This window comes from uncultured Gimesia sp. (assembly GCF_963976445.1).
GTDB lineage: Bacteria > Planctomycetota > Planctomycetia > Planctomycetales > Planctomycetaceae > Gimesia.
Genome location: NZ_CAXBKP010000008.1, coordinates 170,544 through 192,516, shown reverse-complemented (window position 1 = coordinate 192,516; position 21,973 = coordinate 170,544). Strand labels below are relative to the sequence as shown.

The window sequence follows — 21,973 nt, the reverse complement described above, 5'->3', positions numbered from 1 at the left end:
GACTGTTACGATGTAGTCCGATACACACTATGCCATCACAAGTTCCAGCGTAACAGCCTGCAATATAGACTTTCGTCCCACCTCGAAACTGCCGCGTGCCGACCCTAGTTTCTTTCCCATCTTCACCAAAAAGATGGTCTCGTTTGACATTCGCTACGACGCACCATGCTCCTTCTATGGTTTCGATTGTATCATCGTTCATGTGGTTTCATTCCCCAAGAATCTTCACCAGAATCCGCTTCCGCCTACGACCATCGAACTCGTAATAAAAAATATGCTCCCACGGTCCCAGGTGCAGTTTACCATCGGTGATGGCAACCACAACTTCGCGGCCCATGATCTGGCGTTTGTGGTGGGCATCGGCGTTGTCTTCGCCCGTGCGGTTGTGCAGATACCCGCCGGAAGCAGGATCACTGCCCGCATCGAAAGGAGCCAGCTGTTCCAGCCAGCGATCATAGTCGGCATGCAGCCCCGACTCGTTGTCGTTGATAAAGACCGACGCGGTAATGTGCATTGCGTTGATGAGTACTAAGCCGTCTTGTACGCCGCTTTCTGCGACCAGTTGTTCGACATCGTCGTGAATCGATACGATCTGTCGGCGATTGGGGATATCCATCCAGAGCTCTTTGGTGAGTGTTTTCATATCTTCCTCCAAATAAAATTGATCTTACCAAACCCAAACAAAAGTGCCATTGCACACGCCCCTGTCACAGGCTCTGAACCTTACATTGGTTTGTGTACCAAATTAACGCCAGACGCCCCGTAGAACGGCGTACAGAGGCTGGAGTACGTTCTATTTGTTACTCCGACAATAAGTAATACAGGGGGCTAGGGTATGCAGCCCGAACAGCGGAAATCCCTGCCGCTTGCCCCTCTGTTTTTACTTTAGGGACCGTTCAAGGGAAACGATTATGAAAAGAAAAGTCTCAGCCTGGGTAATGCTCAATCGAAAGTACCCACCATCAGAACCAGGTAAAGCCAGTGATTACTTTGCTCACTTTGAAACGCTTAATGCAAAAGACGTTGTTTTGTATTGCCGGGTATCAAGCAGTAGACAACATCAAAACACCAACCTGGCTGATCAGGAAAGAAGCCTAAAAAGATTATTGGAACGATTAGGCGTTACAGTGCATGCAACATACGGTTGTATTGAATCGGGTTGGGATAATGATCATTGGATGGATCGAGCAACCCTAGCCTACGCTGCCGCTGAAGCAGAAAAACTTGGAGCAGTGCTGGTATTTGAATCCACGAGCAGGGCGATACGAAGTATTTGGTATCACCCCAGCCGAAACAACCATGCACAGCCAACGAAGGCAGAGTATGAGAAGTTTTTGCAAATCACCAAAGGCGCGAAACTGGCAACCATTGCCCACCCCGACATCACACCAGAAGCTGAAAGAGGTTTGCAATCACGCCGGGGGATGACTGAGAAAAACAGGAAGGGGGGACGCCCCCGGAAACGGACGGTAACTAAATGGCCCCAAGAAACGATCAGCCGAGCCATTGATTTAAGGCAGGCCGGTAACTCACTTGGTGAAATCGCCAAGACGCTGAACGTGCCACGACCAACGGTGCAGAGTTGGGCAAAACGGTATATGACGCGGGGTGTATGAGAGAGCCAGTAAATTAAGCCCCTGATATTTGTGAAACCCCTGTAATACTAATACCAAAGCGATGTGTGACGCCATGTCAGCCACAGCCAAAAGGGTTACGTAGCAACACAGGTACCAGCTTCTAAAAACTACATCAATCACCTAGTTATCAGAAATCGAAGACAATGAGCGGATAGTCGAGCTGATTATATCATTTTTACAACTAATAGGCTCTATATTAGCCACAAAGGATTTTGGATACCTTTGCAATACGTCTCTAATAGCAATCGCATCATTCTCTGACATCTCATTAGTAATCCATCTTTTGCAGGTCTCCATCGCAGCAAATCGATTCTGATCCACTGCAGCTTGCATTGCGATGTTTAGTGCTTCTGCTTTTATATTCGGTGTTGAATCGTCTGAATCTATCATGGCAGACATGCAGTCAGCAATATGTTCTGCAAAGGACCAGCCATAGCTGCCATTTTGTGACATCCTGCTGTAGATTGAGAGAATTTCAAGGTGTCGATTAACAAATGGTTCTTGGGCTAAGACATAAAACATACGCGGAGTAAGTTCCTTACATACCATCTCCTGATCATCATGTTCAAGTCGACCAAGTAAATCTATAAACTCATCAACCTCACTACCGACATATCCCTTATTAGCCTCAAGTTTTGTCTTAATATCTTCGAGTATACGTTTGCATTTAGTTAAACCTTCGACACGATTTAAAATGACATCATAGGCACCAACGATAGCTTGCTGAACTTCGTGTATTTGTTGGTATCTTAATTCCTTTGTGATCCTACAGCATCGCTCGATTACGGTGAGAATAGCTGGATGTACATTGTCAGGATGAAGATAGTGTGGATCAATATTAGTAAGAAGCTTATAAAAACTCTTGCCGAGCATGAATATGTCATAAGGTGGATCGGCGTTCTTGAAGCCACCAATACTGGCCTCTGGAGGCCAGTATTCTGGAGTCCCCCTATATTCTGTTGTCGCCGTTATTCCCGTCAAAGATAAAGTCGATACGCTGAGTCCTAAGTCTGAAACAACAAGTGATTCTCCATCCATTAGAAAATTCTGTGGTTTAATGTCACGATGATAGATATCCTTCGCATGCAGTTCTGCAATGCACTCACACATTTTAAGAAATGTGGCTTCCTGGTTCTCAGGGCTCGAGATAAGTTTTGGAATTATTTTACTTAGATCCCCTTCCTCATAAAATCGCATTACGAAGTAGGGTGGATCATGCTCAGGATTAAGTGAAATCATCTGTGCGACTTTATTATTGTCGCGAAACTCATCCAATAACCGAGTTTCTCGTTTAAATCTACTTATGGAATTTTCATCAGTCTTTTTGCAACATTTTAGAACAAGCCTCATATCATGAGAATCGTCTTGGTCATCAACAAAAAATAAGATTCCCATCCCACCTTCATTGCTACAGATCTCCGTAATCTTGTACCGGTTATCAATAATTTCTCCGATTTGGGGTTGAATAGTCATATCCTTATACTTTTTTTAGAGTGAGTTTTTAATTTCAAAGTTGACAGTGCAGTCATATGATTAAACTGGAAGAGCTATCGCACAGCTACCTTTGAACTCCAAACATCAAGGAAATTGGTAATCGCTTACAAGACCCGTACAAACAGGTTTCTGAGTTTACCATTGTTTTAGACTCAGAATAGAAAAGAACGAACAAATATATGCATGCGATATATTTTAGTGTACATTGCGTGTTACCATTTAAAAATGCCTATCTACATACTCTTTGTTGATTAATTCATGGGAAAATATTTAAATAACCCACCGTCTGTAAGATCCAATGATTGAGCTGTAATCTGAGAAGAAATAGATTCTAAATTTATGACGTATTCAGACTTATTTCCCAAAACGGTAGAGCTCTACCGTTAACTCAAAATAAAATCAGGATCATAACTCATGGCACGCATACGCAAGAAGGACGGAAAACCGTTTTATGAAGGGGCAGCCAAAGCAGACAAACTGCAAGAGTTAGAAAAGCAAGCTGTATCCCATCACTTCGAGGCAAAAAAAGCATGGCGTGGGGCCCTCGACCATGCACGCCAGGCTGGAGAAGCATTGAACGAAGCAAAGCGGATCAATGGTGGTCGAGGCACTTGGACGCAATGGCTGGACAAACATTTTTGCGAACGGGCATTGGCATCGAGAGAGACTGCTCGTGTTTATATGCGAATCGCTCGTCAGTGGAATGATCCACGATTGGAAGATGCACGAGCTAGAGGGCTCACGAAGAATAGCATCCAAACAGTTTTAAAAATCCTCCGAGGGGAAAAGGATCGTGACTACCCTAAGCCAACAGAACAGGAATGGCAAAAGGAAGAGATGATAAATGATCTCCGAAAACAATTTGCAAAAAAACTAAAAGAACTTGACTACCAAGAGATCGAAATTTTAAGTGAAGGTTTTGAATACTATTTTTGGCCTAAGATGTATAAAGATCTCCGCGATACTCTCTGCAGTATACTCGAATACGACTATTACTACGAAAACCGAGATACCATGGAAGAGCGACGTGCTAAGCGTGAAGATAAACGCAAGGTCAGACGGAAGGTAATAAATGCCTTGAACAAGGGACGCAAGAAAGCTGGGCGAGGTTGAAGTATCGAAAATTTGAGAGGATGGACGAACTACATTTAGTTGCAATAACCGAGTTATTTAGATCTGCTCCAGTACTCCATAGATTGTGGGACGAGATAGCCCAACCGCTTTGGAGATTGCAGTGATTGGTTTCCCTTTCTCTTTCATGTGGCGGATGATCTCTATCTTGTCGTCCGTTACCTTAGTTCGTGTTCCTTTCATAGAGCCTCCCCATTTCTTGCCTTGGGCTTTGGCTTTCGCTATACCTGCGGCTTGTCTTTCAGATCGCACTTCATTGTCATACTGAGCGACACTGGCTAGGACGTTCGCCATTAAACGGCCTGCGGCGGTTGAGAGATCGAGGCCGTCTTTGATGCTGACAAGGTTTATTTTGCGAATTTGCAGCTCATCAAACAGAGAAGTGAGCCCCGATGCCGTGCGTCCTAAACGATCAAGCCGCCATACAACCACCTGGGAAACTTTCCCTGATCGGATATTGGATTCAAGTTCATTCCAGCTTGGGCGATTCATCGTTTTACCGCTGGCTTTGTCCTTGTACCACTTGATACGTTCATCCTGAGATTCTGCCCATCTTTCCAGATCGGGTAACTGGCTACGATGATCCTGGGTCTTGCTCGATACACGAACGTAAATTGAAATATGCTTAGGCATGATTCACTCTCCCTTGATCAGTTTGGGGTTCTTATTGGCTTTGGTTTTGTTGAAGTAAAAACGGCGTGCTTCGTACACACAGGCAAAATCCTTGGTTGTACGCTTTCCGCGGCAGTCGTACTCAATGGTGATTGTGGGGTTGTTGGCGTATCTGCTCCGGTCTGGCATCATTGGTTTGATCTCCTGTTTGTCCTGTCTACGAACCAAGGCCACGGGGTGGTGTCCCGTGGCCTTGGTGGTATTAGCCGTTGTACGCCTATTGTCAGCGTCTCAGTGGTTTGAGCCGTCTCAGTTGTTGTCCCATACCGAGGAGACGCTAAGACAGGCGGCAAAATGGTTACTTGGATGCTTTACGCTTTGCTTTAACCTTGTAACCATTTTCAGTCTTGGAGATGTGGTCCCGGTCCAATAACCATTTCATATGATTACGGACCCGGCTTGTGTTCAATCCAGTTGTCTTTGCCAGATCTTCAATCGATTGGGGTTTGGTAGTCAGGGCCGCGTTGATCTTGGCACTACCTGTGCTTTTGCGTGAGCCAAACTGATCCTTGGATGATTTGGTGGTTTTCTTAGCGGTGGGTTTCTTTGTCGCCATGTTTGGGGTTCCTTTGATACGCGTTATGTGTGGTGGACTAACATGCGCGTATGCTGGACTCTATCCCCCGAAGCTGTCAAGCATGAAGTAAACTTGGCGGCTTACATTTTATGGCAAAGGTGAAATATGAAATTCCTAGGGGAATTGACAGATTAAACTGGGCGACATGGTTATTTACAGTAGAAACTCTGAAAGCTAGTGATTCTTCTCAGCAGTATGGATATGACAGACTCAATTGAGTTCATACTGGATTAATAAATATTTGATATCTCGCCACTGATGCCTTTTAATGAGATTTATTGTGACAATGTTGAATCTCTATCGGTACAGCCGGTCCAGAGCAACAGCATCTATAAAAAGCCAAATATAGGTATAAGAGCCTTTCCCCAACTTTTCATTTAAAAATAACTCGTTGCCTACTAACCGCTTCTAGATGATTGTGCCAGGCCCAAGAATAGAGAATAATGAACGCCCATCAGAAGGAGTTACATTTTATATATTTCGGCGATTTCGATTTTCACAATGACGCATCATCTTAGGCTCAGTGCATGATGGGACCCTTTCAATGATTCCTACTATAAATGAAGAAATCATGCGATCTAAGTGCAATTTCTTCGTCTCCACACAGTTATGGCCATTAAGAAATAAACTCGATCCTGATGGGTGGCTGGCTAATTTCGAACTCAGTGATAAGAAGATGGCACTACAGCTGTTGAACAGTTTTATGTATTTCTCAGATGACCTCTTAGACAGAATGTTTGTTTCTGCTGTTCAAGGATTGAGTAGGATCGTAACAACAAGCCATAAGTCGCTTTCTGATCGTCGAGTCGAATGGTGGCAATTTCTGGAGGATTCTATTTTTACATTTCCAACAGGAGAAAATCCTTTTGCCGGTGACAGCGGACACTTATTTGTTAGGCGTGCGAGAGATCTATTGCAGCTAGACGAAGAAAAAATATTAGATCCTAAAAATGCATTGGCAGAGCTATGCAATGGAGCCACTAAAAATATCATATTCGTTGATGACTTTGTTGGGACCGGTCAGCAGTTTTTTAAGACATGGAATCGATTATACTCTGTTGGATCGCGTTCTATATCTTTTGAAAATCTTTCCTCGACGTATTCTTTTCGAGCATTTTATTGTCCGATTTTTTGCACGAAATATGCAATCGAAAACCAATTAAATCAGCTTAAAGATAAAGTTACATTCGCCCCTTCTCACTGGTTAACTCAGGAGCATAATCTTTTTTCGGATGATTCGATATGGTGGCCAAATTCAATGAAATCAGATGCATATGATTTTGTCCGCAACTATAGTATGCAAATAGGACTTCCGGATACAGGCGGATATGACACTAGAGATTGGCAGGCTTTCCACAAGCTTGGATTAGCAATTAGCTTTCGGCATTGTTGTCCAGATGCAACAATCCCATTATTTGACACGACAGAGGGCGGCTGGTGCCCACTTTGGAAACGGTGATTGAATGACCGAAGTTGAAGAAATTAGAAATGATTTAAGCAAATTATTTGCTTACAAGGCTGAGTGGCTTAAGGGGCGCTTGTTTGATCTATTTACTGCTCCTCAATATCTCTCAAAACTAGCAGTGGATGTCCCTTGTGTATTAATGGGTGGAAGGGGTACTGGCAAAACTACTGTGCTACGGGGTCTCTCATATCAGGGACAATATGCTTTGAGTGACAAGGAACCAGAAACTATTCGTAATTGGCCCCATTTTGGATTTTATCTTCGTATCAACACAAATCGTGTGACGGCATTTGATGGTCCAGAGGTCGCAGATGCAAAATGGCAGAAACTTTTTGCTCATTATGTGAACTTAGTGTTTTGTGATCTAGTACTTGAATTTCTTAAGTGGTACGAAGTTCATACAAAGCAGTCAATTGAGATAACTTCCAATTCATTAGATCAATTTGCTAATAGCCTTTCACTTGAGAATGCAAAAACACTTCAGGATGTACATCACAATATTAGCAATGCGCTTGTTACATTCGAATCATACATTAATAACATTGAGGATGAGCCACCTGTCAAACTATCCCTGCAAGGTGTTCCAATTGACTTATTGATCAAATGGTTGCGGACGACACCTTATTTTTGCGATAAGCAATTCAGTTTTTTAATTGACGAATACGAAAACTTGAACATACCTCAACAACAGGTAGTAAATACGCTGATAAAACATGCAAGCGATGCATATACCTTTAAAATTGGTGTCCGAGAACTTGGGTGGCGATGTAAAACAACTCTCAATGTAGACGAACAATTAATAAGCCCTGCTGATTACAATCTGTTTAATATTTCCGATGAATTAAAATCAGATTTTGCTGAATTTGGTGAAAAAGTATGCAACGCTCGACTTAAAGCTCTCCAACAAGTTCATCCAAACGTGCCAGATAGTATTGTTGACTTATTCCCAGGTTTGAGTATCTCTGAGGAGGCGTTGAAATTAGGTGTTGGAGTAATAGCAAAAAAAATCGAAGCGAGTTTGAAAAATTTAAGCGTAAAGGCATCTGATTTTTTTGCGAGCTTGAGCCCACTCGAGGTTTTCTTTCTTCAATTCAAGGCCGAAGCAGATTCAATTCCAATTGAGGATGTTATCGAACAAGCTGCAACTGACAAAGAGTGGAAGACCAAATTCGATAATAATAGTTATGCGTTACTTTTTACTATTAAGAAGGGGAAGCGGGGTATCCGTAAGTTTTACTGCGGTTGGAGAGTTTTCGCCTTACTCGCTAATGGTAATTTACGATACCTAATCGAGTTGGTTGATGCGAGTATATCCAGCCACCTAAGCGATGGTCGAAATTTTTCTCAGCCTGTTTCTCCAGAGACCCAGACAAAAGCGGCACAGCAAGTCGGGAAAAAAAACTTGGCAGAACTTGAAGGGTTGTCAATACATGGCGCAAAACTGACAAAATTATTGCTAGGGCTAGGTCGAGTTTTTGGGATTATGGCAGGAGACGCAGCAGGCCACGCCCCTGAGGTCAATCAGTTTGAAATTTCTGATAACACTAAACTGGAAGAAGTGGATGATCTTCTGAACTATGGAGTCATGCACTTGGCTCTTGTTCGTTTTACAGGAACGAAGGCTGCTGGACTCGACACGAAAGACTATGATTACTCCGTGCATCCCATATTTGCGCCATTCTTTGTTTTCAGCCACAGAAAAAAAAGAAAAATGAAGATTCGTGGAGAAGACTTTCTATCTCTGGTTAATAATACATCCGTTGCTATAGATCGAATATTGTCAAAGAGCCAGCGATCACAAAGTGAATCGCTTCCCGATCAACTTACCCTGTTTGAGAACTATTTTGATGAGCATTCAAAATGAACCTCTTCTTACTAGTATTTACGAAGAGCATAGTGATTTTTGTCCGGTTGATGGAAGCATATACTTGGCTTTAGACGGTATTGAAGAACGAAGTGGGCACTTCACCGAACTACGGCGGGCAGCTTCTAACGTCTTTTATTTTGATGTAGTTCGTGAAGGAAAAAGTGATTTAGATATACAAATACCGGATGAACCGAGTCCGACGACTTTTCGACTCCGAAGCCGTAAACAACTCAATAATATTTGGGAGAGAGCAGAAAATAAAATAGTCTATCTTGATATCACAGGGCTCCGTCATCATATCTGGATCCCATTACTTCGTTCTGCAGTTACGCTTGGATTGGAAGTGCGAGTTATATACGTAGAGCCAAATAAGTATACCCCAAGTCCAAATCCGACAGAGGGGCAGATGTATGATTTAAGTGAGCGAATTGAAGGAATCGCACCCATTCCTGGATGTGCAACATTTGCGAGAACTGGTGATGATTTTTTATTTTTACCTTTACTGGGATTCGAAGGTACACGAGTCGCATATTTAATAGAAAAAATTCAACCGATTGATGATAAAATCATCCCCATTGTTGGTGTCCCAGGTTTTCGTCCCGAGCATCCCTTCAGTACTTACCTGGGTAATCGAATTGCACTTCAAGAATCGAATGCTTGGCAACGAGTTAAATTTGCTGATGCAAACTGTCCTTTCTCACTTTACTATTTACTTGAAGAAATCAGAACCGTGAATTCTGATGCTTACTTCAAAATCGCCGTTGTTGGCACGAAACCTCATGCATTGGGAGCAGTCCTTTACACCTTACAATACCCTGACAAGAGCGAATTGATTTACGATCATCCTATCCGCAAATCTGAAAGAACCTCTGGGATCGGAAAACTTCTTGAGTATGATATTAGTGGATTTAGAAACGGATGAACGATTCTTTTTATACACCTGATGACATAGCAGCATATATGATTGGACAATCTACTTTGGACTCTCCAAAAAGTGTTGCGGATTTTGCTGCTGGTGATGGTATTCTACTTTCACATGCGACTAGGCGATGGAACAATATTCAAGTGTATGCGACTGATATCGACGAGAAAGCTGTTCGCAAGTTGAAAAGAAAGAATTCTGGCTGGACCATTTCCAAATGCGATTTTCTATCACTGCGATCTCGGATTCAATCACATGTAGTTAAAGCTATTGCTCAACGAATTGATCTCATTGCCCTTAATCCACCCTATTCTTGTCGTGGGGGAAGAAAATACGAAGTCGTAGTTGATGGAAATACCATTGCTTGCAGTAAGGCACTAGCATTTGTTCTGATCTCATCAAATTATTTATCTAGTGATGGCCAAATTGTTGCAATACTTCCACAAAGCTCCTTTGCCAGCGAAAAGGATAAACAAGCTTGGGAATTGCTCAATGAGAAATTTGTAATTCGAAAGGGTACAACAGTCGGAAGAGGAGTATTTAGTGGGTGCTTTGCTCGTTGCATGATTGTGCGAATGTCACCACGTAAACGAGAAAAATCGATCAAAACTGTACCGGCTAGACCTCAAGTAAGAACTAGAGTGAAACTCATACGAGGTTCTGTCCCACTCCATATTGACTCCGGAAATGATCGCACACTTGTCCATTCTACGGATCTGATAAATTCCAAAGTTGTATTAAATGGTCATGTTGGATCTAAGCATCGTCCATCAGTGATTGGTCCGAGCGTACTTTTGCCTAGAGTTGGTCAACCGAGAATAGAGAAAGTCGCTTTATATAAGAGAAGAAAGCGAGTTGTACTATCAGATTGTGTGATTGGACTTCAATGTAAGACTTTATCTGAAGCGAGTTGGTTACATAATAGAATTATAGAAAATGGTGATCTCTACATTAAACAGTATTCTGGAACCTGTGCTATGTATACAACGATGAAAAGGCTAATTGAATTTCTGTCGTGTTTAGGATGTGAGGTCGAAATGTGATTATCTAACGTCACTCAATACATTTTTTATATGACCTCTGAAACAGCTTCAGGGGCAATTACAAGTGTCTGATATAAGCTATTCTTTCCAGTACGCCGAATTCCCCCCCACGATTTTCTAGCTCTTCAAGATGGACCAGAGCGATTTTCTCAGTGACTATTGTCGAAATTTTGGGACGCCATAAAGGCACGAATCGGCGATACAGAGATGAGATATTGTGGTGAAATCGAAGGTATGAACTTACGAGTTCTACGAATATCCGAGTGGAGAACTTTAATTCGTCGGTATCCCGACCAAGTTGGTAAACGAGTTCTCTAAATAGTTCCTCGCGTGCGGCGGAACACATAGCAGATTCGGTGAGTTCTTCATCCCGCCTCTCAGAGAGCCATGTGATACAGAAAAGTATTCCAGCGAAGATAAAAGCGATTAAGAAAAAAGTAGAGAATATCTGTTCCCGCTCCGCCAATAATGCAGCATATTTGGCAGTATCAGCTAAATTCGTTTGGGCATGTGAAGAATAAATCCTTGAGAACTTCTCTGGAAACGCAGCTAATAGCCCTGTGATTGCGGCTATCGCGCCTGAACTAATACGTGGAAATCCATAGACTGATTTACGCGACAGCTGTGCTTCGAATCGAGTGTCACGAATTAAACTTTCGACCTTCTCATCATGAGGAGGACGCTGTAAGTCTTGGATTGATTTGATTAACACAGGTAGTTGATCAATCGGGATCAATTCCATTGTTAGCAGGGCCAGAAGATTGGGTTTTTAGCCAATCTGATGCTGCATGAAGCCGAGAGTATTCCTCTTTGTGTAATTCATTAGTGAATTACACACCACTTTTGTATGGATGTGCAGATGTAAGCTTGATGCGAATTTCAGCATCTATTGCTGACGGATCATCAATAGATGCCTCCAAATCGAATTCATCAATAATCTCTTGCAGGGAAGTCCAGCCTAGTTGAAAGTAAATTTTATAATCACCAAACACCATTTTTAGGATCTGATGACTCTAAGGTTTCAAAGAAATCTGAAACCTTAGAATTAGGGAATGGAGCGTTGGGGATTCGAACCTCAGCCTGCCGCAGTAATCAAGAAAGGCCGTTTTTATAGACTTCCCTGATTGTCGCGGCCGCTCTTCCAGTAAGCTAACGCCCTAAAAAGTGATCAATAATTGGGTCCGATTCTGTTTCATTCAAATTATAATTCATATGTAAATATTGACGAAGCGCATTTCGAAATCGCGGTGGATTGTTTTTAAATCGATTTAGTGCCTTAATATCTGGTGTGATTAGTGCCGCGAGTTCAATATCTGATGGACGGTTAGCCCGACAGATGATTGCAGCATATGCCTTTACTGCCTTCGTATACATTAAGAAGTCGCCATAATCGAAACTACCCAGTTGATTTGGGGGCAAATTATTTGCTGTAATTTTCAAAAGCGATCGAAGCTTAGTTCTCTGGTTGTTTGCTCGGACTGTCTTTATTCCTGGATGTGAAATGATGTTTCTTGCTAAGCGATAGTACTCTATGATTTCCCGTTCCTTTGCAGCACTTACTGAATGGGCAAGTCTCAAATTTTTGGTTATATACTCAAACAAACTTGCATCACCACGATCAGGCCATGAACTGGCAGCAACATGAATCTTCAGAAATATTCGTAAGAATTCTTCAAAATGAGCATGCACTAACAGAATAAACATTTCACCGAGTCGTGGAGTCAGAGAGCCATAATCAACGTCGTGAAGCGTAATTCCATGCCCTTTCGAATATCGAGCTAACCAATCAAAAGGTTCTGGGTTTTGGCCAAGTTCTTCGCCTAAGAAATCAACAGCGATTGTAGCGTACCCACAAATTGCGTCGAATCGTCCCAACGATTTGAGGAGGTCGCGATAACACGGATACCGAAACGTCGTCGTAATGATTTATTCCCTCAATTACTATCCGCCTAAATGGAAAATGGACTCATTCAAATTTGTGCCTGAAATGGAACAAACTCGTGCGAAATGATCAGATTCAATTCAGGTATATTACTTTGAAACTTCGTAGCACATAATGCTGATTTACGATCCATAATACCTAACACCACTTACATTTCAATGTGTCAGTTTCCTCATGGCAGTATATGTAAGTTTCGTAAGGGGGAGGGGAAGTAGAATACACAACAAAGTACTTACATCGAAGGAAACTCATTAAGTTCTTCAAGAAGCACTCAAGTATCGATGGACTGACCTTGAACTTTCGAAATATGAAATATATAGCGGTTTGGTTGAGAACTGAGGATAGACCATGAAGCTGCTCAACTAGCCTGTCAGTAGTTTTGCTCAACGCGAGCAATCAACTCGGATGCCTTAATCCCCATTGCATCACACAGACGAAACAACACGTCCAACGTTGGTGATTTCTTATTTCTTTCCAACTGGCTTATGTAGGTGCGGTCTACCCCAGCCTCGAAAGCGAGAGCCTCCTGGGTCATTCCAGCTTCTTCCCGAAAGTGCCTTAATACGTCTCCTAGCATGAGTGGAGACTACCGGACGTCTGTTGACCTGTCTGTGGACTATAGTCTACAATTCTTGGCAGTGTTCACAAGTCCCCTTCTAATGCCTGGAACTAATTGGAGAAACCATGATTACAGAGAAATTTAAGCCATGTAACCCTACTCAGACAAATTTGTTGCGAACCCTGATAATCGTCCTAGGGTTATGCTTCCTTGGAATGATGTATGCGTGCGGAGGCGGTGGAGTAGCTAATAATGATAACCAGACAGAAGAAGTCGCAGAAACAGATCGTAGAGATACAGAAACCGAATCCTCTACCCCAGTTGCCGAGCCCGAAGAAATAAAGGCTGATCCTACCAAAGAAGCAGAAGAAGTGATGGTACGAGCAACATTCTGGGATGATACAGAAACAAGCCCCATCAATGATAAAGCTGAAATCTGGTTTCGAGGGCATGGTTCATGGTGGCTCAAGCCATCAACAAAATTTGGAGGTGACGTAAAGGAATTAGGAAAGAGGAAGATCGGCGAGAAACTGACTGGAGATAATACGATCGTTCTTTATCCGGACGGGCGACAAACCGATGCCACAGGTAAAGAGCGAGGCCAAAGGATCGACATCCCGATAAAGATGTTCCGCTCCGGCGAGGCTTATACAACCATTGAGATCGGAATTGGTGACAGGGAAATTGAAATCTCCGGCTTTCCTGTTAAAGAAGCAATCGGGAAGGCAACCTATAAGGTAAAGCGAAGTGAATAGCCCTACAAGGATTTTGGACTTCTTTCAAGTGCGGTGAGAACTGATACAACTCCTTATCATCACCTGCGCAGAGTTTAAGTAGCCAACAGTAATCCGAACAGCAGCGTCGCTCTCACTAATAAGTCAGGATATAATACTTGAGGGGCAGCACGGTTTGGGATTGATCCCCTGAACCGGGTTTGTTTGCCTTCGACCGGCGAGCCGGCTGCCCCTCTTAATTATTACGGTCGAAGAAAGGTCGAAGATTATGCCAGAGAAGCAGCTCCGCTTTGCCGCCCTTATCAGGGTATCCACAGATAAGCAGGAGAAACAGGGCGAGTCACTACGGACACAGGAAAAGCAGATCACACAAGCCGTTGAGAGTCTCGGGGGCGTGATTACCAAACGATACTCAGGTCAGGAACACGCAACCGAAGGATACGAGCATAAACAACTCGATATGCTCCTGGCAGATGCTGAAAAGAAACGTAAGCTATTTGACGCTGTTATGGTTTTTGATGCTTCCAGATGGTCCCGTGACAATGAGAAATCAAAGGCAGGCTTACGAATTTTACGTGAAAACGGAATTCGGTTTTTCACCCTTACTCAGGAATTTAATCTCACCCAACCTACCTCAATATTGTTTTTGGGTATGTCTGCAGAGATTGGAGAATTTCAAGCCAGGCAGCAGAAACAAAAATCCGTGCTCAGTTGTATCGAACGTGCGAAGCGGCTTGGTGCTCCGACTTCGGGCAGACGGCCATTTGGCAGAACATGGGATAAAGAAGCTCAGAAATGGGGAGTTGATGAGAAGAAGAAAGCCATGATTGAGGATGTTGCCAAACGATACCTGGCTGGTGAATCACTCTCTAAACTCGCCAAGGAATATGCTACGAACCACTCGTTTTTGAATAAAACATTAGCGGAGAGCTGCGGAGACTCATATACCATCACGTGGGATATTAAGGACCTAAGAATCCATGAGACTGTCGCCATAGACATACCACCTCTACTTTCAGCGAAGACAATCAAAGCGATCCGCAAGAAGGCAGTGGCGAACCGCACCTACCAGCATGGGAAACCAAAATATTCGTATTTACTCCAAGGATATGTATTCTGTGAAGAGTGTGGGTATGCGTTGACTGGACAGGCTAACTACCGACAGGTTCTTTATTACAGACATCGGACCATAGCGAGACATTGCAATTGTGAGGTAACACCTCGGCCATATGTACGAGCCGATCAATTAGAGGATTCTGTAATTAGTCTTCTGTTTGATACATTTGGTAATCCCAAAGCTGTTAAGCGTGCAATAGATGAAGCGACACCGAACTTAAAGAAGGTACAAGAATGCCGGCAAAAAATGCAACGAATAAAAACGGACCTCTCAAGTGTTAATCGATCACGCAACTCCATCTTAACTTTAATCGAACGAGAGTCCCTGACGCTGGAACAGGCAGAAACCAAATTGGCTGAGCTGCAGGAACGAGAAGACTTACTGACTACCGAACTGGATCGGATGGCCGCTTCAATTGAAAATGTCCCCACGCCAAAGCAGATCAAAACAACTGCCGAAGAGGTTGTGAAACAGTTTACGAAGCTTAAAGTAAGTGCCAGAAAACGACTGAAGATCAAAGAAGCAAACAAGTTTGATCAGATGACATGGGAAGACAAACGAGGGCTGATTGAGTTGGTTTTTAATGGTGCTTGTTCAGATGGTCGTCCGATGGGCATTTATATTGAGCCAATCGAAGGGCAGGAAAACTACCGCCAGAAGAAATGGGCATTTACTATCCGAGGCATAGCACCCGTAGATGGACAGCAGTGTGTAACGCAATGTGCTTCGGGTTGATGAGTACGAGTCCGTCTTGTACGCCGCTCTCTGCGACCAGTTGTTCGACGTCGTCGTGAATCGAGACAATTTGCCTTCGCTGGGGGATGTCCATCCAGAGTTCTTTAGTGAGTGTTTTCATAACGGGGAACGTCTCCACTTTTTTTATGGCAAATAGCAGTTTTGAAAAACAGATCGCATGAATTGCTCAATCATAACGAAATAACGATGTGTGGCCAGGTTTGTGAACTCCCAAAGTAGTTGTCCCTGCCACCTGCCCCACGAACGGCGCCAATCAGACACGGCTCTCAGAATCAGATGAGAAATATTTTTTCACTCTGCTTTTTGATTTTTGAACAATAAGGTAACTTTTTAGTTTTGCGCCGAACCACCTTACGCCTGGAATATATTTCAGGAAATTAAATTTCTGTGCTAACCCATTGATTGATTGAACTGCATCATTATCGAAATAACGATAGTCCAGTGCAGAATCGTCTTCGCCACCATTATCCGTGTTCTCTGAAACGAGATTCGATGCTGTGCGTTTTATGTGAAACGCAACAAAGGACTCGTATACTTGGATTGTCCAAACACGACGATCAGAGGCCATCTTGTCCAGCTTGCTAAATCTCTGATTGATTTTGTCTATGTAACACTTTACATACTCGATAAAAGAAAATCGCTTGGAACCAAAGCCATTCATGTACGAAGTATGGGTGTCTTCTACGACAAGCATTCCATTGTCATTGATGCTGTCGAGCAACATTTCAGTAGTAATGATTTGCTGTTCGTATGTGTGACCACCATCATCTAATACAACATCGATACAGCCGACTTGTTTTACAAAATCTTGCCAGAAATGTTCGTCAGATTGGCTGCCGATAAATATTTCAAATCCTTCGCCTTCCCATTTCTTTGCATTCGGATTCAAATCGATTCCTATAATTCTTGCATCCGGTCCTAGAAACTCTCTCCACATAAAGAGAGAGCCGCCGCCAAGAACACCAATTTCGACAAACGTGATTTTCTTTCCACGGTAGCGAGAAAAGAGATCATCGTAGACCTCGAAGTAAGTGCTGTGTTTGATACTTTTATGGGGGCTTTTCAAATAAGCTTTGTAACTGAATGTATCTTTCATTTCTTTTTCTTCCTACAGCAAGAGCGCTGACGTACCCCCACAAATGACAACAGTCACACTGTTAAATATGTTGTCATTGAATTTCGTGCAGACAAAGAGACCAGTCAGATCGGAATGCAAAGAACGCCACACCTGATTGCAATTCGCGGCTCAAGTGACATAAATCATCATTCCCATGTCGCATTCTATTCTTGATGCTTCGAATAATGCATCTATCATACAAAACACAAACCAGATAGCTACTTGAAGCAGTGGGGTGTTTTGTTTCTTCAAGCCAGTGATTGATGCGTTTCAAGTGATGCCTGGAGCCGGAAGCGAAGCTGTTCTGCTCGTCTACTTCCGCTCCAACAGGCGAGCAGAATTACGATTGAAACAACGGAACACTAAGCCATATGACTGGTGTCGTTCGTGGGGACAGATCAGACGCCTGTTCTTTGAACCAATTGTCGTCATCGTGAATCGAAAAGTGAGAAATTGCATGGGAAGAAGCAGGAACGGAATGTGTCAGTAGTTTGCCGTTATGAAATCGTTACTAATCATTGCCTTCTGAATAATTCACGCTGAAGTTCACTTCTGATACCGCGGATGCCAGTTGTTTGAAGGCGGGCTTGGTGATTTGAGTATTTTGCAGTTGAACCACTGCCAGGTTTTTGAGCTGCTGCAACGATTTGAGTGACGGAATCGCTGCATTGGTGAGGTTGGTTTCTTTTAGTGATAACCCTCTTAAATTCGGTGTGGACTTGGTCAAGACGGACATTAATTGAGGGATCAGAGAATCATCAATGGTGGTGTTGCCTAGATAGAGTAATTCCAGATTCGGGAACTGTCGCAGAGATTCGATGAGATCTTCGTCAACCTGTATGCCATTTAATTCAAGGTGTGTCAGGTGTGGCATCTCGCCCAGAAATTTTAGTCCCGTTCCAGTGAGCTTTGTTCCACTCAGGTACAGAGACTCCATTTTCTTGAGAGGTGCGAGATGCTTCAGTCCTGCATCAGTGACCTCTGTTTCGTTGAGGTTGAGCAGGTTTAATTCAACGAGTTGGCTGATCGCAGGCATACCTGTATCGCCCACTTTGCATTGAGCCAGTGACAGGTTTTGTAATTGATCAGAGTTCTTCAGCAGTACAAGGCCTGTATCAGTCACTGAGGTTTGGTCGAGAAAGAGTGATTCTAAATATTCCAAACTGGCGATGTGTTGCAATGAAGCGTCGGAGACACTGCTGCGTTCAAGGTGCAGCCGTTGTAATTCGGGTAACTCTTTTAAGGAACGGGCGGCTTCATCATTCATTGTTGATGTGGTTGCTGACAGCTCTATCACATGTCCGGCCTCATTCAATTTGAATCGAATCGGCGTGATGCTCTCCAGTGTGGTAAGAGCCGACTGTTCAGAAGCTGGCGTGAAGTTAAATAAATTGCCGTTTAGTGAAACGACAATCAAGAACAGGATGATCGGAACCGTTACCAACCAGGATACATATTTGATCCGGGATGAATTTTGTGTCATCACAATACCTTTTAATATTCCGCTTCAGGGAGAGAAATCGAAAAGTCGACTGCCGAGAATTGTTTTACTCGCAAATGATAAGGAACGTGCTTGATTAATCAATGGGCAAGCTTATTGCATGTAATGCTGCACTTGTGACAAGTGCCAGAATGCCATGCGATAAAATTCATCTTTCATATTTCCTTTGCGTCAAATTCATACTTCTTCTTTAGAATTGCCGCGACTGTTTGGTTTACATGTTGTTGAATTAAATGGTAAGCGCGCTTCTTATTTCTCATCTTGTTGTCACTTAACTCTGCCCGAAGAAAGATTGAACATGCTAAAGATCTTGAGGAAGCAAAAGGGATTTACGCTGATTGAATTATTGGTCGTCATTTCGATCATCGCCATTCTCATCGCGCTGTTGTTACCCGCAGTTCAGCAGGCTCGAGAAGCGGCTCGACGTTCGACCTGTAAGAACAATTTGAAACAAATTGGCATTGCCTTGCATAATTACCATGATGTCGCTCGTTCTTTCCCGGCGGGCTCATTGTATGGAGACGACGAATATGGCTGGGCCTGTATGATCCTGCCTTATATCGAACAGGCCAATATCTACAACAAGCTGGAATTCACAGGCCAAGGTCCTGATATTACCATTCCCCTGCAGGCAGGTGTAACCGATCAGGTCATTCCCATTTATCTATGCCCTTCAAACTCGATGTCGCTTACGAAAAGTCCTATTCGTGCAGGTGCCGGTCATAGTGGTGTCGACCTGGGAGGGCATGCGAGAAATGACTATAGCGGAAGTTGTGGAACATCTGCGGGCTCGATTACAGGGGTGTTCGGAAAGATCAAAGACACGCTCACACCCACAAAGATTCGGGACGTGCTTGACGGATCGAGTAATACGATCGCCGTTGGTGAAGCATATACTCAATTTATGCGAGAGATTGATGGACCAACACACGCGAACGTGGGTGACTTCAAAGTCTGGGTTGGCACTAATAATCAACACCAGAATGCGATGGCCGAAGCGGGGCCCGCACAGATCCTGAATGGAACGCGAGACGACTCTTTTGCCAGCCAGCATGTGGGCGGTGCTCAATTCCTGTTTGCTGATGGTTCCGTCAGTTTCGTCTCCGAGAACATTGATATGGTCACGTTCGGCAAACTGGCCGACAAAGCAGATGGAGGCGTCGTCGAAAGACCGTAGTCTCAACAGCGTATTTCCTGATACGCGTCTTGTAAAAATCGTGATCTTCGGAGTGACCCTTTCCGCTGCGGGAGGGCACTCCAATTTAAAAATGATTTCGCAGCGCCTACTTTTTTATCGATGTTAATCAACCAGCTATTTCGCGAAGTTGAATGAATTCATTCAATCTAAAATGTGACAATTTTGTCCGTGCAGTTCTGAAACGACCTATTTTTTACATGGCAGTAGGATGCAGATGACCTTTAAAAATCAAATAGTTTTGCTGGCAATTTCATGTTCCGCACTTTTTCTTTTTGAAGGCTGCGGAGAAGACTTTCAAAAAACAGTCGTCCCTGTCTCGGGGTTTGTTCGAGTTGATGGTGATATCGTGACAGAGGGTTACATTGTATTAACCCCAGTGCCTACCGGCGATGCCAACCCGCTCAATTCCGGTAAGTCCGCCAGCGGAACACTTTCCAGTAGCGGTACTTTTGAGCTAACGACTTATGAGAAGGGTGATGGTGCCCTGGTCGGGAAACATATTGCCCATTTCTTCAGGCCCGATCCCGAAGACGATGAACAGATTGTGGAAGAAAAATATTACCCGGGAGGACAAGAGGTTGAGCTGGAGGTCATTGAGGGCTCCAATAAATTCGATATCCATTTACACGCAGACGGAGCACCGGAGGTCATTCAGGCCGGTTCCTGAGAGTCGAGTTTCTGATTCCGAAGAAGACCTACTCATAGTGGCGAAAAGTAGATGCATGATTGATCCCAAAACTGACATTATGGAGTTTGGCTCGCCGAGCGAACAAACTGGCATCCCAGCGAGTCGCCTTGAATCGCTGTCTCGCTGGTTGTTTCAGCCGGTTGATATTGCGCCCCTGGTCTTTTTTCGGATCTTCTTTGGCCTGATGATGCTGTATCATATTTGGGCGATGACAAGAGATCGCTGGGTTCAGTATTTTTACATTGATCCCGATTTTCATTTCTCGTACCCCGGCTGGAGTTGGATCGAGCCCTGGCCTGGAATTGGGATGCATATTCACTTTGGAATTCTCATGGTGGCTGCTGTGGGAATTTCGCTGGGTCTGTATTATCGTTTCAGCGCACTCACATTCTTTCTGGGATACTCTTATGTCTTCCTGCTGGAAAAGTCTCTTTATCAAAATCATTGCTATCTGATTTGTCTGTTAAGCGGGATCATGGTTCTGCTTCCCGCGCATCGTGCCTGCTCACTCGATCGTTTTTTGTGGCGGATCAAAGGATCGCAAGTCATGCCACAGTGGACTCTGTGGTTATTACGATTCCAAATCGCGATTCCTTATTTTTACGGTGGGATCGCCAAGTTGAATTTCGATTGGCTGCACACACAGCCAATTGGGATGTGGGTCCAGAGACGTACTGATGTGCCGTTCCTGGGGGCCTATCTGGAGGAAGCCTGGGTACCCTGGTTTTTTGCCTATGGTGGACTCTTATTTGACCTGCTGATTGTTCCTGCGCTCATGTGGCGTCGTACCCGATTATTGGCTTACATGATTTCGATCGGATTCCATCTGACAAATTCTATTTTATGGGAGATTGGCATTTTTCCCTGGTTCATGATCGGGGCCTCTCTGCTCTTTTTCCCGCCGAGTTCTTTTCGAAAGGCAGCTCATCTCAGTAAACTGGAAATCGCTTCGCAGGATGCGCCTCTCCGATTTGGCTGGGGACAGCGAATGACGGTTATTACTTTATGTGTGTATATTTCCTGGCAACTGATCTTTCCTTTTCGGCATTTTCTCTATCCAGGGAATGTGAGCTGGAATGAAGAGGGGCATCATTTTTCCTGGCACATGATGTTGCGTGAGAAAAATGTGGGAATTCGCTTTTATGCATATGATCCGGCCACGAATCAAAGAGGCCTGATCAAAGTGGAAGAATTTCTTAACTCGCGGCAACTCAGCCGTATGGGCAAAGACCCCGACATGGTTTTGGAGTTCGTGCATTATGTGCGCGATCACTATCGCGAACATCGAAATACAGAGTTGGAAATTTATGTCTTGAACATTGCATCGCTCAATGGTCGAAAGCCCCAGCTTTTGATGGACCCCAAACTGAACTATGCTGTCGTTGATCGTGTCTGGACACCTCAACCCTGGGTTGTGCCTCTCACAGAGTCACTACCGGAAGAGAGCTGGAACATGCCACTTGATCAATGGGAAAAGGTGCTGGATCTGGATATCCCAAAGCGAATGCAACTGGCCCGCGTACAGCAACCGCCGCGACAGATACCTTAAAAGT

At 43.8% G+C, this 21,973-nt stretch carries 20 protein-coding genes and 1 tRNA gene; 11 read left to right on the top strand and 10 right to left on the bottom strand.

Features of this window, described 5'->3' with window-relative positions:
• Positions 1-208 precede the first annotated feature (208 nt).
• Complete coding sequence (locus AAC022_RS11510; RefSeq protein WP_339731037.1) at positions 209-643, bottom strand: secondary thiamine-phosphate synthase enzyme YjbQ; 435 nt, start codon at positions 641-643, stop codon at positions 209-211.
• 268 nt (positions 644-911) lie between these two features.
• Here AAC022_RS11510 and AAC022_RS11505 point away from each other — a divergent pair, with 268 nt between their 5' ends.
• On the top strand, positions 912-1,616 hold the full coding sequence (locus AAC022_RS11505) for a recombinase family protein (protein ID WP_339731036.1): 705 nt from the start codon (positions 912-914) through the stop codon (positions 1,614-1,616).
• Positions 1,617-1,757: 141 nt separating this feature from the next.
• On the opposite strand, the gene AAC022_RS11500 is transcribed toward AAC022_RS11505, so the two are convergent.
• A complete protein-coding gene (locus tag AAC022_RS11500; protein WP_339731033.1) occupies positions 1,758-3,110 on the bottom strand; it encodes a protein kinase in 1,353 nt (450 codons plus the stop codon).
• Between the two features lie 435 nt (positions 3,111-3,545).
• On the opposite strand from AAC022_RS11500, the gene AAC022_RS11495 reads away from it, so the two are divergent.
• Positions 3,546-4,244 carry a hypothetical protein gene (locus tag AAC022_RS11495; RefSeq protein ID WP_339731032.1) on the top strand — a complete coding sequence of 233 codons (699 nt, stop codon included), beginning with the start codon at positions 3,546-3,548 and terminating at the stop codon, positions 4,242-4,244.
• 57 nt (positions 4,245-4,301) lie between these two features.
• Here the strand turns inward: AAC022_RS11495 and AAC022_RS11490 are convergent, their stop codons facing one another.
• From AAC022_RS11490 to AAC022_RS11480, 3 genes are all read right to left on the bottom strand, one after another.
• On the bottom strand, positions 4,302-4,895 hold the full coding sequence (locus AAC022_RS11490; protein ID WP_339731031.1) for a recombinase family protein: 594 nt from the start codon (positions 4,893-4,895) through the stop codon (positions 4,302-4,304).
• Positions 4,896-4,898: 3 nt separating this feature from the next.
• Positions 4,899-5,066 (bottom strand): hypothetical protein, encoded by a 168-nt coding sequence (locus tag AAC022_RS11485; RefSeq protein WP_339731030.1) that lies wholly within the window; start codon positions 5,064-5,066, stop codon positions 4,899-4,901.
• A gap of 166 nt (positions 5,067-5,232) precedes the next feature.
• Positions 5,233-5,490, bottom strand: a complete 258-nt coding sequence (locus AAC022_RS11480; protein WP_339731029.1) for a hypothetical protein — start codon at positions 5,488-5,490, stop codon at positions 5,233-5,235.
• A 565-nt stretch (positions 5,491-6,055) separates the two neighbouring features.
• Between AAC022_RS11480 and AAC022_RS11475 the strand changes: the two genes are divergently transcribed.
• The 4 genes from AAC022_RS11475 to AAC022_RS11460 are packed head-to-tail and all read left to right on the top strand — an operon-like array spanning position 6,056 to position 10,808.
• The gene (locus AAC022_RS11475; protein ID WP_339731028.1) at positions 6,056-6,970 is read left to right on the top strand and encodes a hypothetical protein; all 915 of its coding nucleotides are present in this window, start codon (positions 6,056-6,058) and stop codon (positions 6,968-6,970) included.
• Positions 6,971-6,974: 4 nt separating this feature from the next.
• Positions 6,975-8,840, top strand: a complete 1,866-nt coding sequence (locus tag AAC022_RS11470; protein WP_339731026.1) for a hypothetical protein — start codon at positions 6,975-6,977, stop codon at positions 8,838-8,840.
• Positions 8,824-9,765 (top strand): hypothetical protein, encoded by a 942-nt coding sequence (locus AAC022_RS11465; protein ID WP_339731025.1) that lies wholly within the window; start codon positions 8,824-8,826, stop codon positions 9,763-9,765. The genes AAC022_RS11470 and AAC022_RS11465 overlap by 17 nt, the downstream gene beginning before the upstream one ends.
• Complete coding sequence (locus AAC022_RS11460) at positions 9,762-10,808, top strand: methyltransferase (protein WP_339731024.1); 1,047 nt, start codon at positions 9,762-9,764, stop codon at positions 10,806-10,808. Before AAC022_RS11465 ends, AAC022_RS11460 begins: the two co-directional genes overlap by 4 nt.
• 58 nt (positions 10,809-10,866) lie before the next feature.
• Here AAC022_RS11460 and AAC022_RS11455 read toward each other — a convergent pair whose 3' ends face one another.
• The 3 genes from AAC022_RS11455 to AAC022_RS11445 all read right to left on the bottom strand — a co-directional run bounded on the left by AAC022_RS11455 (position 10,867) and on the right by AAC022_RS11445 (position 12,683).
• A complete protein-coding gene (locus AAC022_RS11455) occupies positions 10,867-11,550 on the bottom strand; it encodes a hypothetical protein (protein ID WP_339731023.1) in 684 nt (227 codons plus the stop codon).
• Between the two features lie 311 nt (positions 11,551-11,861).
• Positions 11,862-11,966 (bottom strand) — tRNA-OTHER (locus tag AAC022_RS11450).
• Positions 11,958-12,683, bottom strand: coding sequence for a hypothetical protein (locus AAC022_RS11445; protein WP_339731021.1), 726 nt, complete (start codon positions 12,681-12,683; stop codon positions 11,958-11,960). The genes AAC022_RS11450 and AAC022_RS11445 overlap by 9 nt, the downstream gene beginning before the upstream one ends.
• A 751-nt stretch (positions 12,684-13,434) precedes the next feature.
• Here AAC022_RS11445 and AAC022_RS11440 point away from each other — a divergent pair.
• A complete protein-coding gene (locus tag AAC022_RS11440) occupies positions 13,435-14,064 on the top strand; it encodes a hypothetical protein (RefSeq protein WP_339731019.1) in 630 nt (209 codons plus the stop codon).
• Positions 14,065-14,311: 247 nt separating this feature from the next.
• Complete coding sequence (locus AAC022_RS11435; RefSeq protein ID WP_339731017.1) at positions 14,312-15,895, top strand: recombinase family protein; 1,584 nt, start codon at positions 14,312-14,314, stop codon at positions 15,893-15,895.
• A gap of 274 nt (positions 15,896-16,169) precedes the next feature.
• On the opposite strand, the gene AAC022_RS11430 is transcribed toward AAC022_RS11435, so the two are convergent.
• Positions 16,170-17,012: a class I SAM-dependent methyltransferase gene (locus AAC022_RS11430; protein WP_339731016.1), complete on the bottom strand. Its 843-nt coding sequence runs from the start codon at positions 17,010-17,012 to the stop codon at positions 16,170-16,172.
• Between the two features lie 532 nt (positions 17,013-17,544).
• Positions 17,545-18,516 carry a hypothetical protein gene (locus AAC022_RS11425; protein ID WP_339731015.1) on the bottom strand — a complete coding sequence of 324 codons (972 nt, stop codon included), beginning with the start codon at positions 18,514-18,516 and terminating at the stop codon, positions 17,545-17,547.
• A 316-nt stretch (positions 18,517-18,832) separates the two neighbouring features.
• Between AAC022_RS11425 and AAC022_RS11420 the strand changes: the two genes are divergently transcribed.
• The 3 genes from AAC022_RS11420 (at position 18,833) to AAC022_RS11410 (ending at position 21,969) form a co-directional block, all read left to right on the top strand.
• Positions 18,833-19,711: a DUF1559 domain-containing protein gene (locus AAC022_RS11420; RefSeq protein ID WP_339731014.1), complete on the top strand. Its 879-nt coding sequence runs from the start codon at positions 18,833-18,835 to the stop codon at positions 19,709-19,711.
• A gap of 367 nt (positions 19,712-20,078) precedes the next feature.
• A complete protein-coding gene (locus AAC022_RS11415; RefSeq protein WP_339731013.1) occupies positions 20,079-20,399 on the top strand; it encodes a hypothetical protein in 321 nt (106 codons plus the stop codon).
• 55 nt (positions 20,400-20,454) lie between these two features.
• Positions 20,455-21,969: an HTTM domain-containing protein gene (locus AAC022_RS11410; protein ID WP_339731012.1), complete on the top strand. Its 1,515-nt coding sequence runs from the start codon at positions 20,455-20,457 to the stop codon at positions 21,967-21,969.
• The last annotated feature ends 4 nt before the right edge of the window (positions 21,970-21,973 follow it).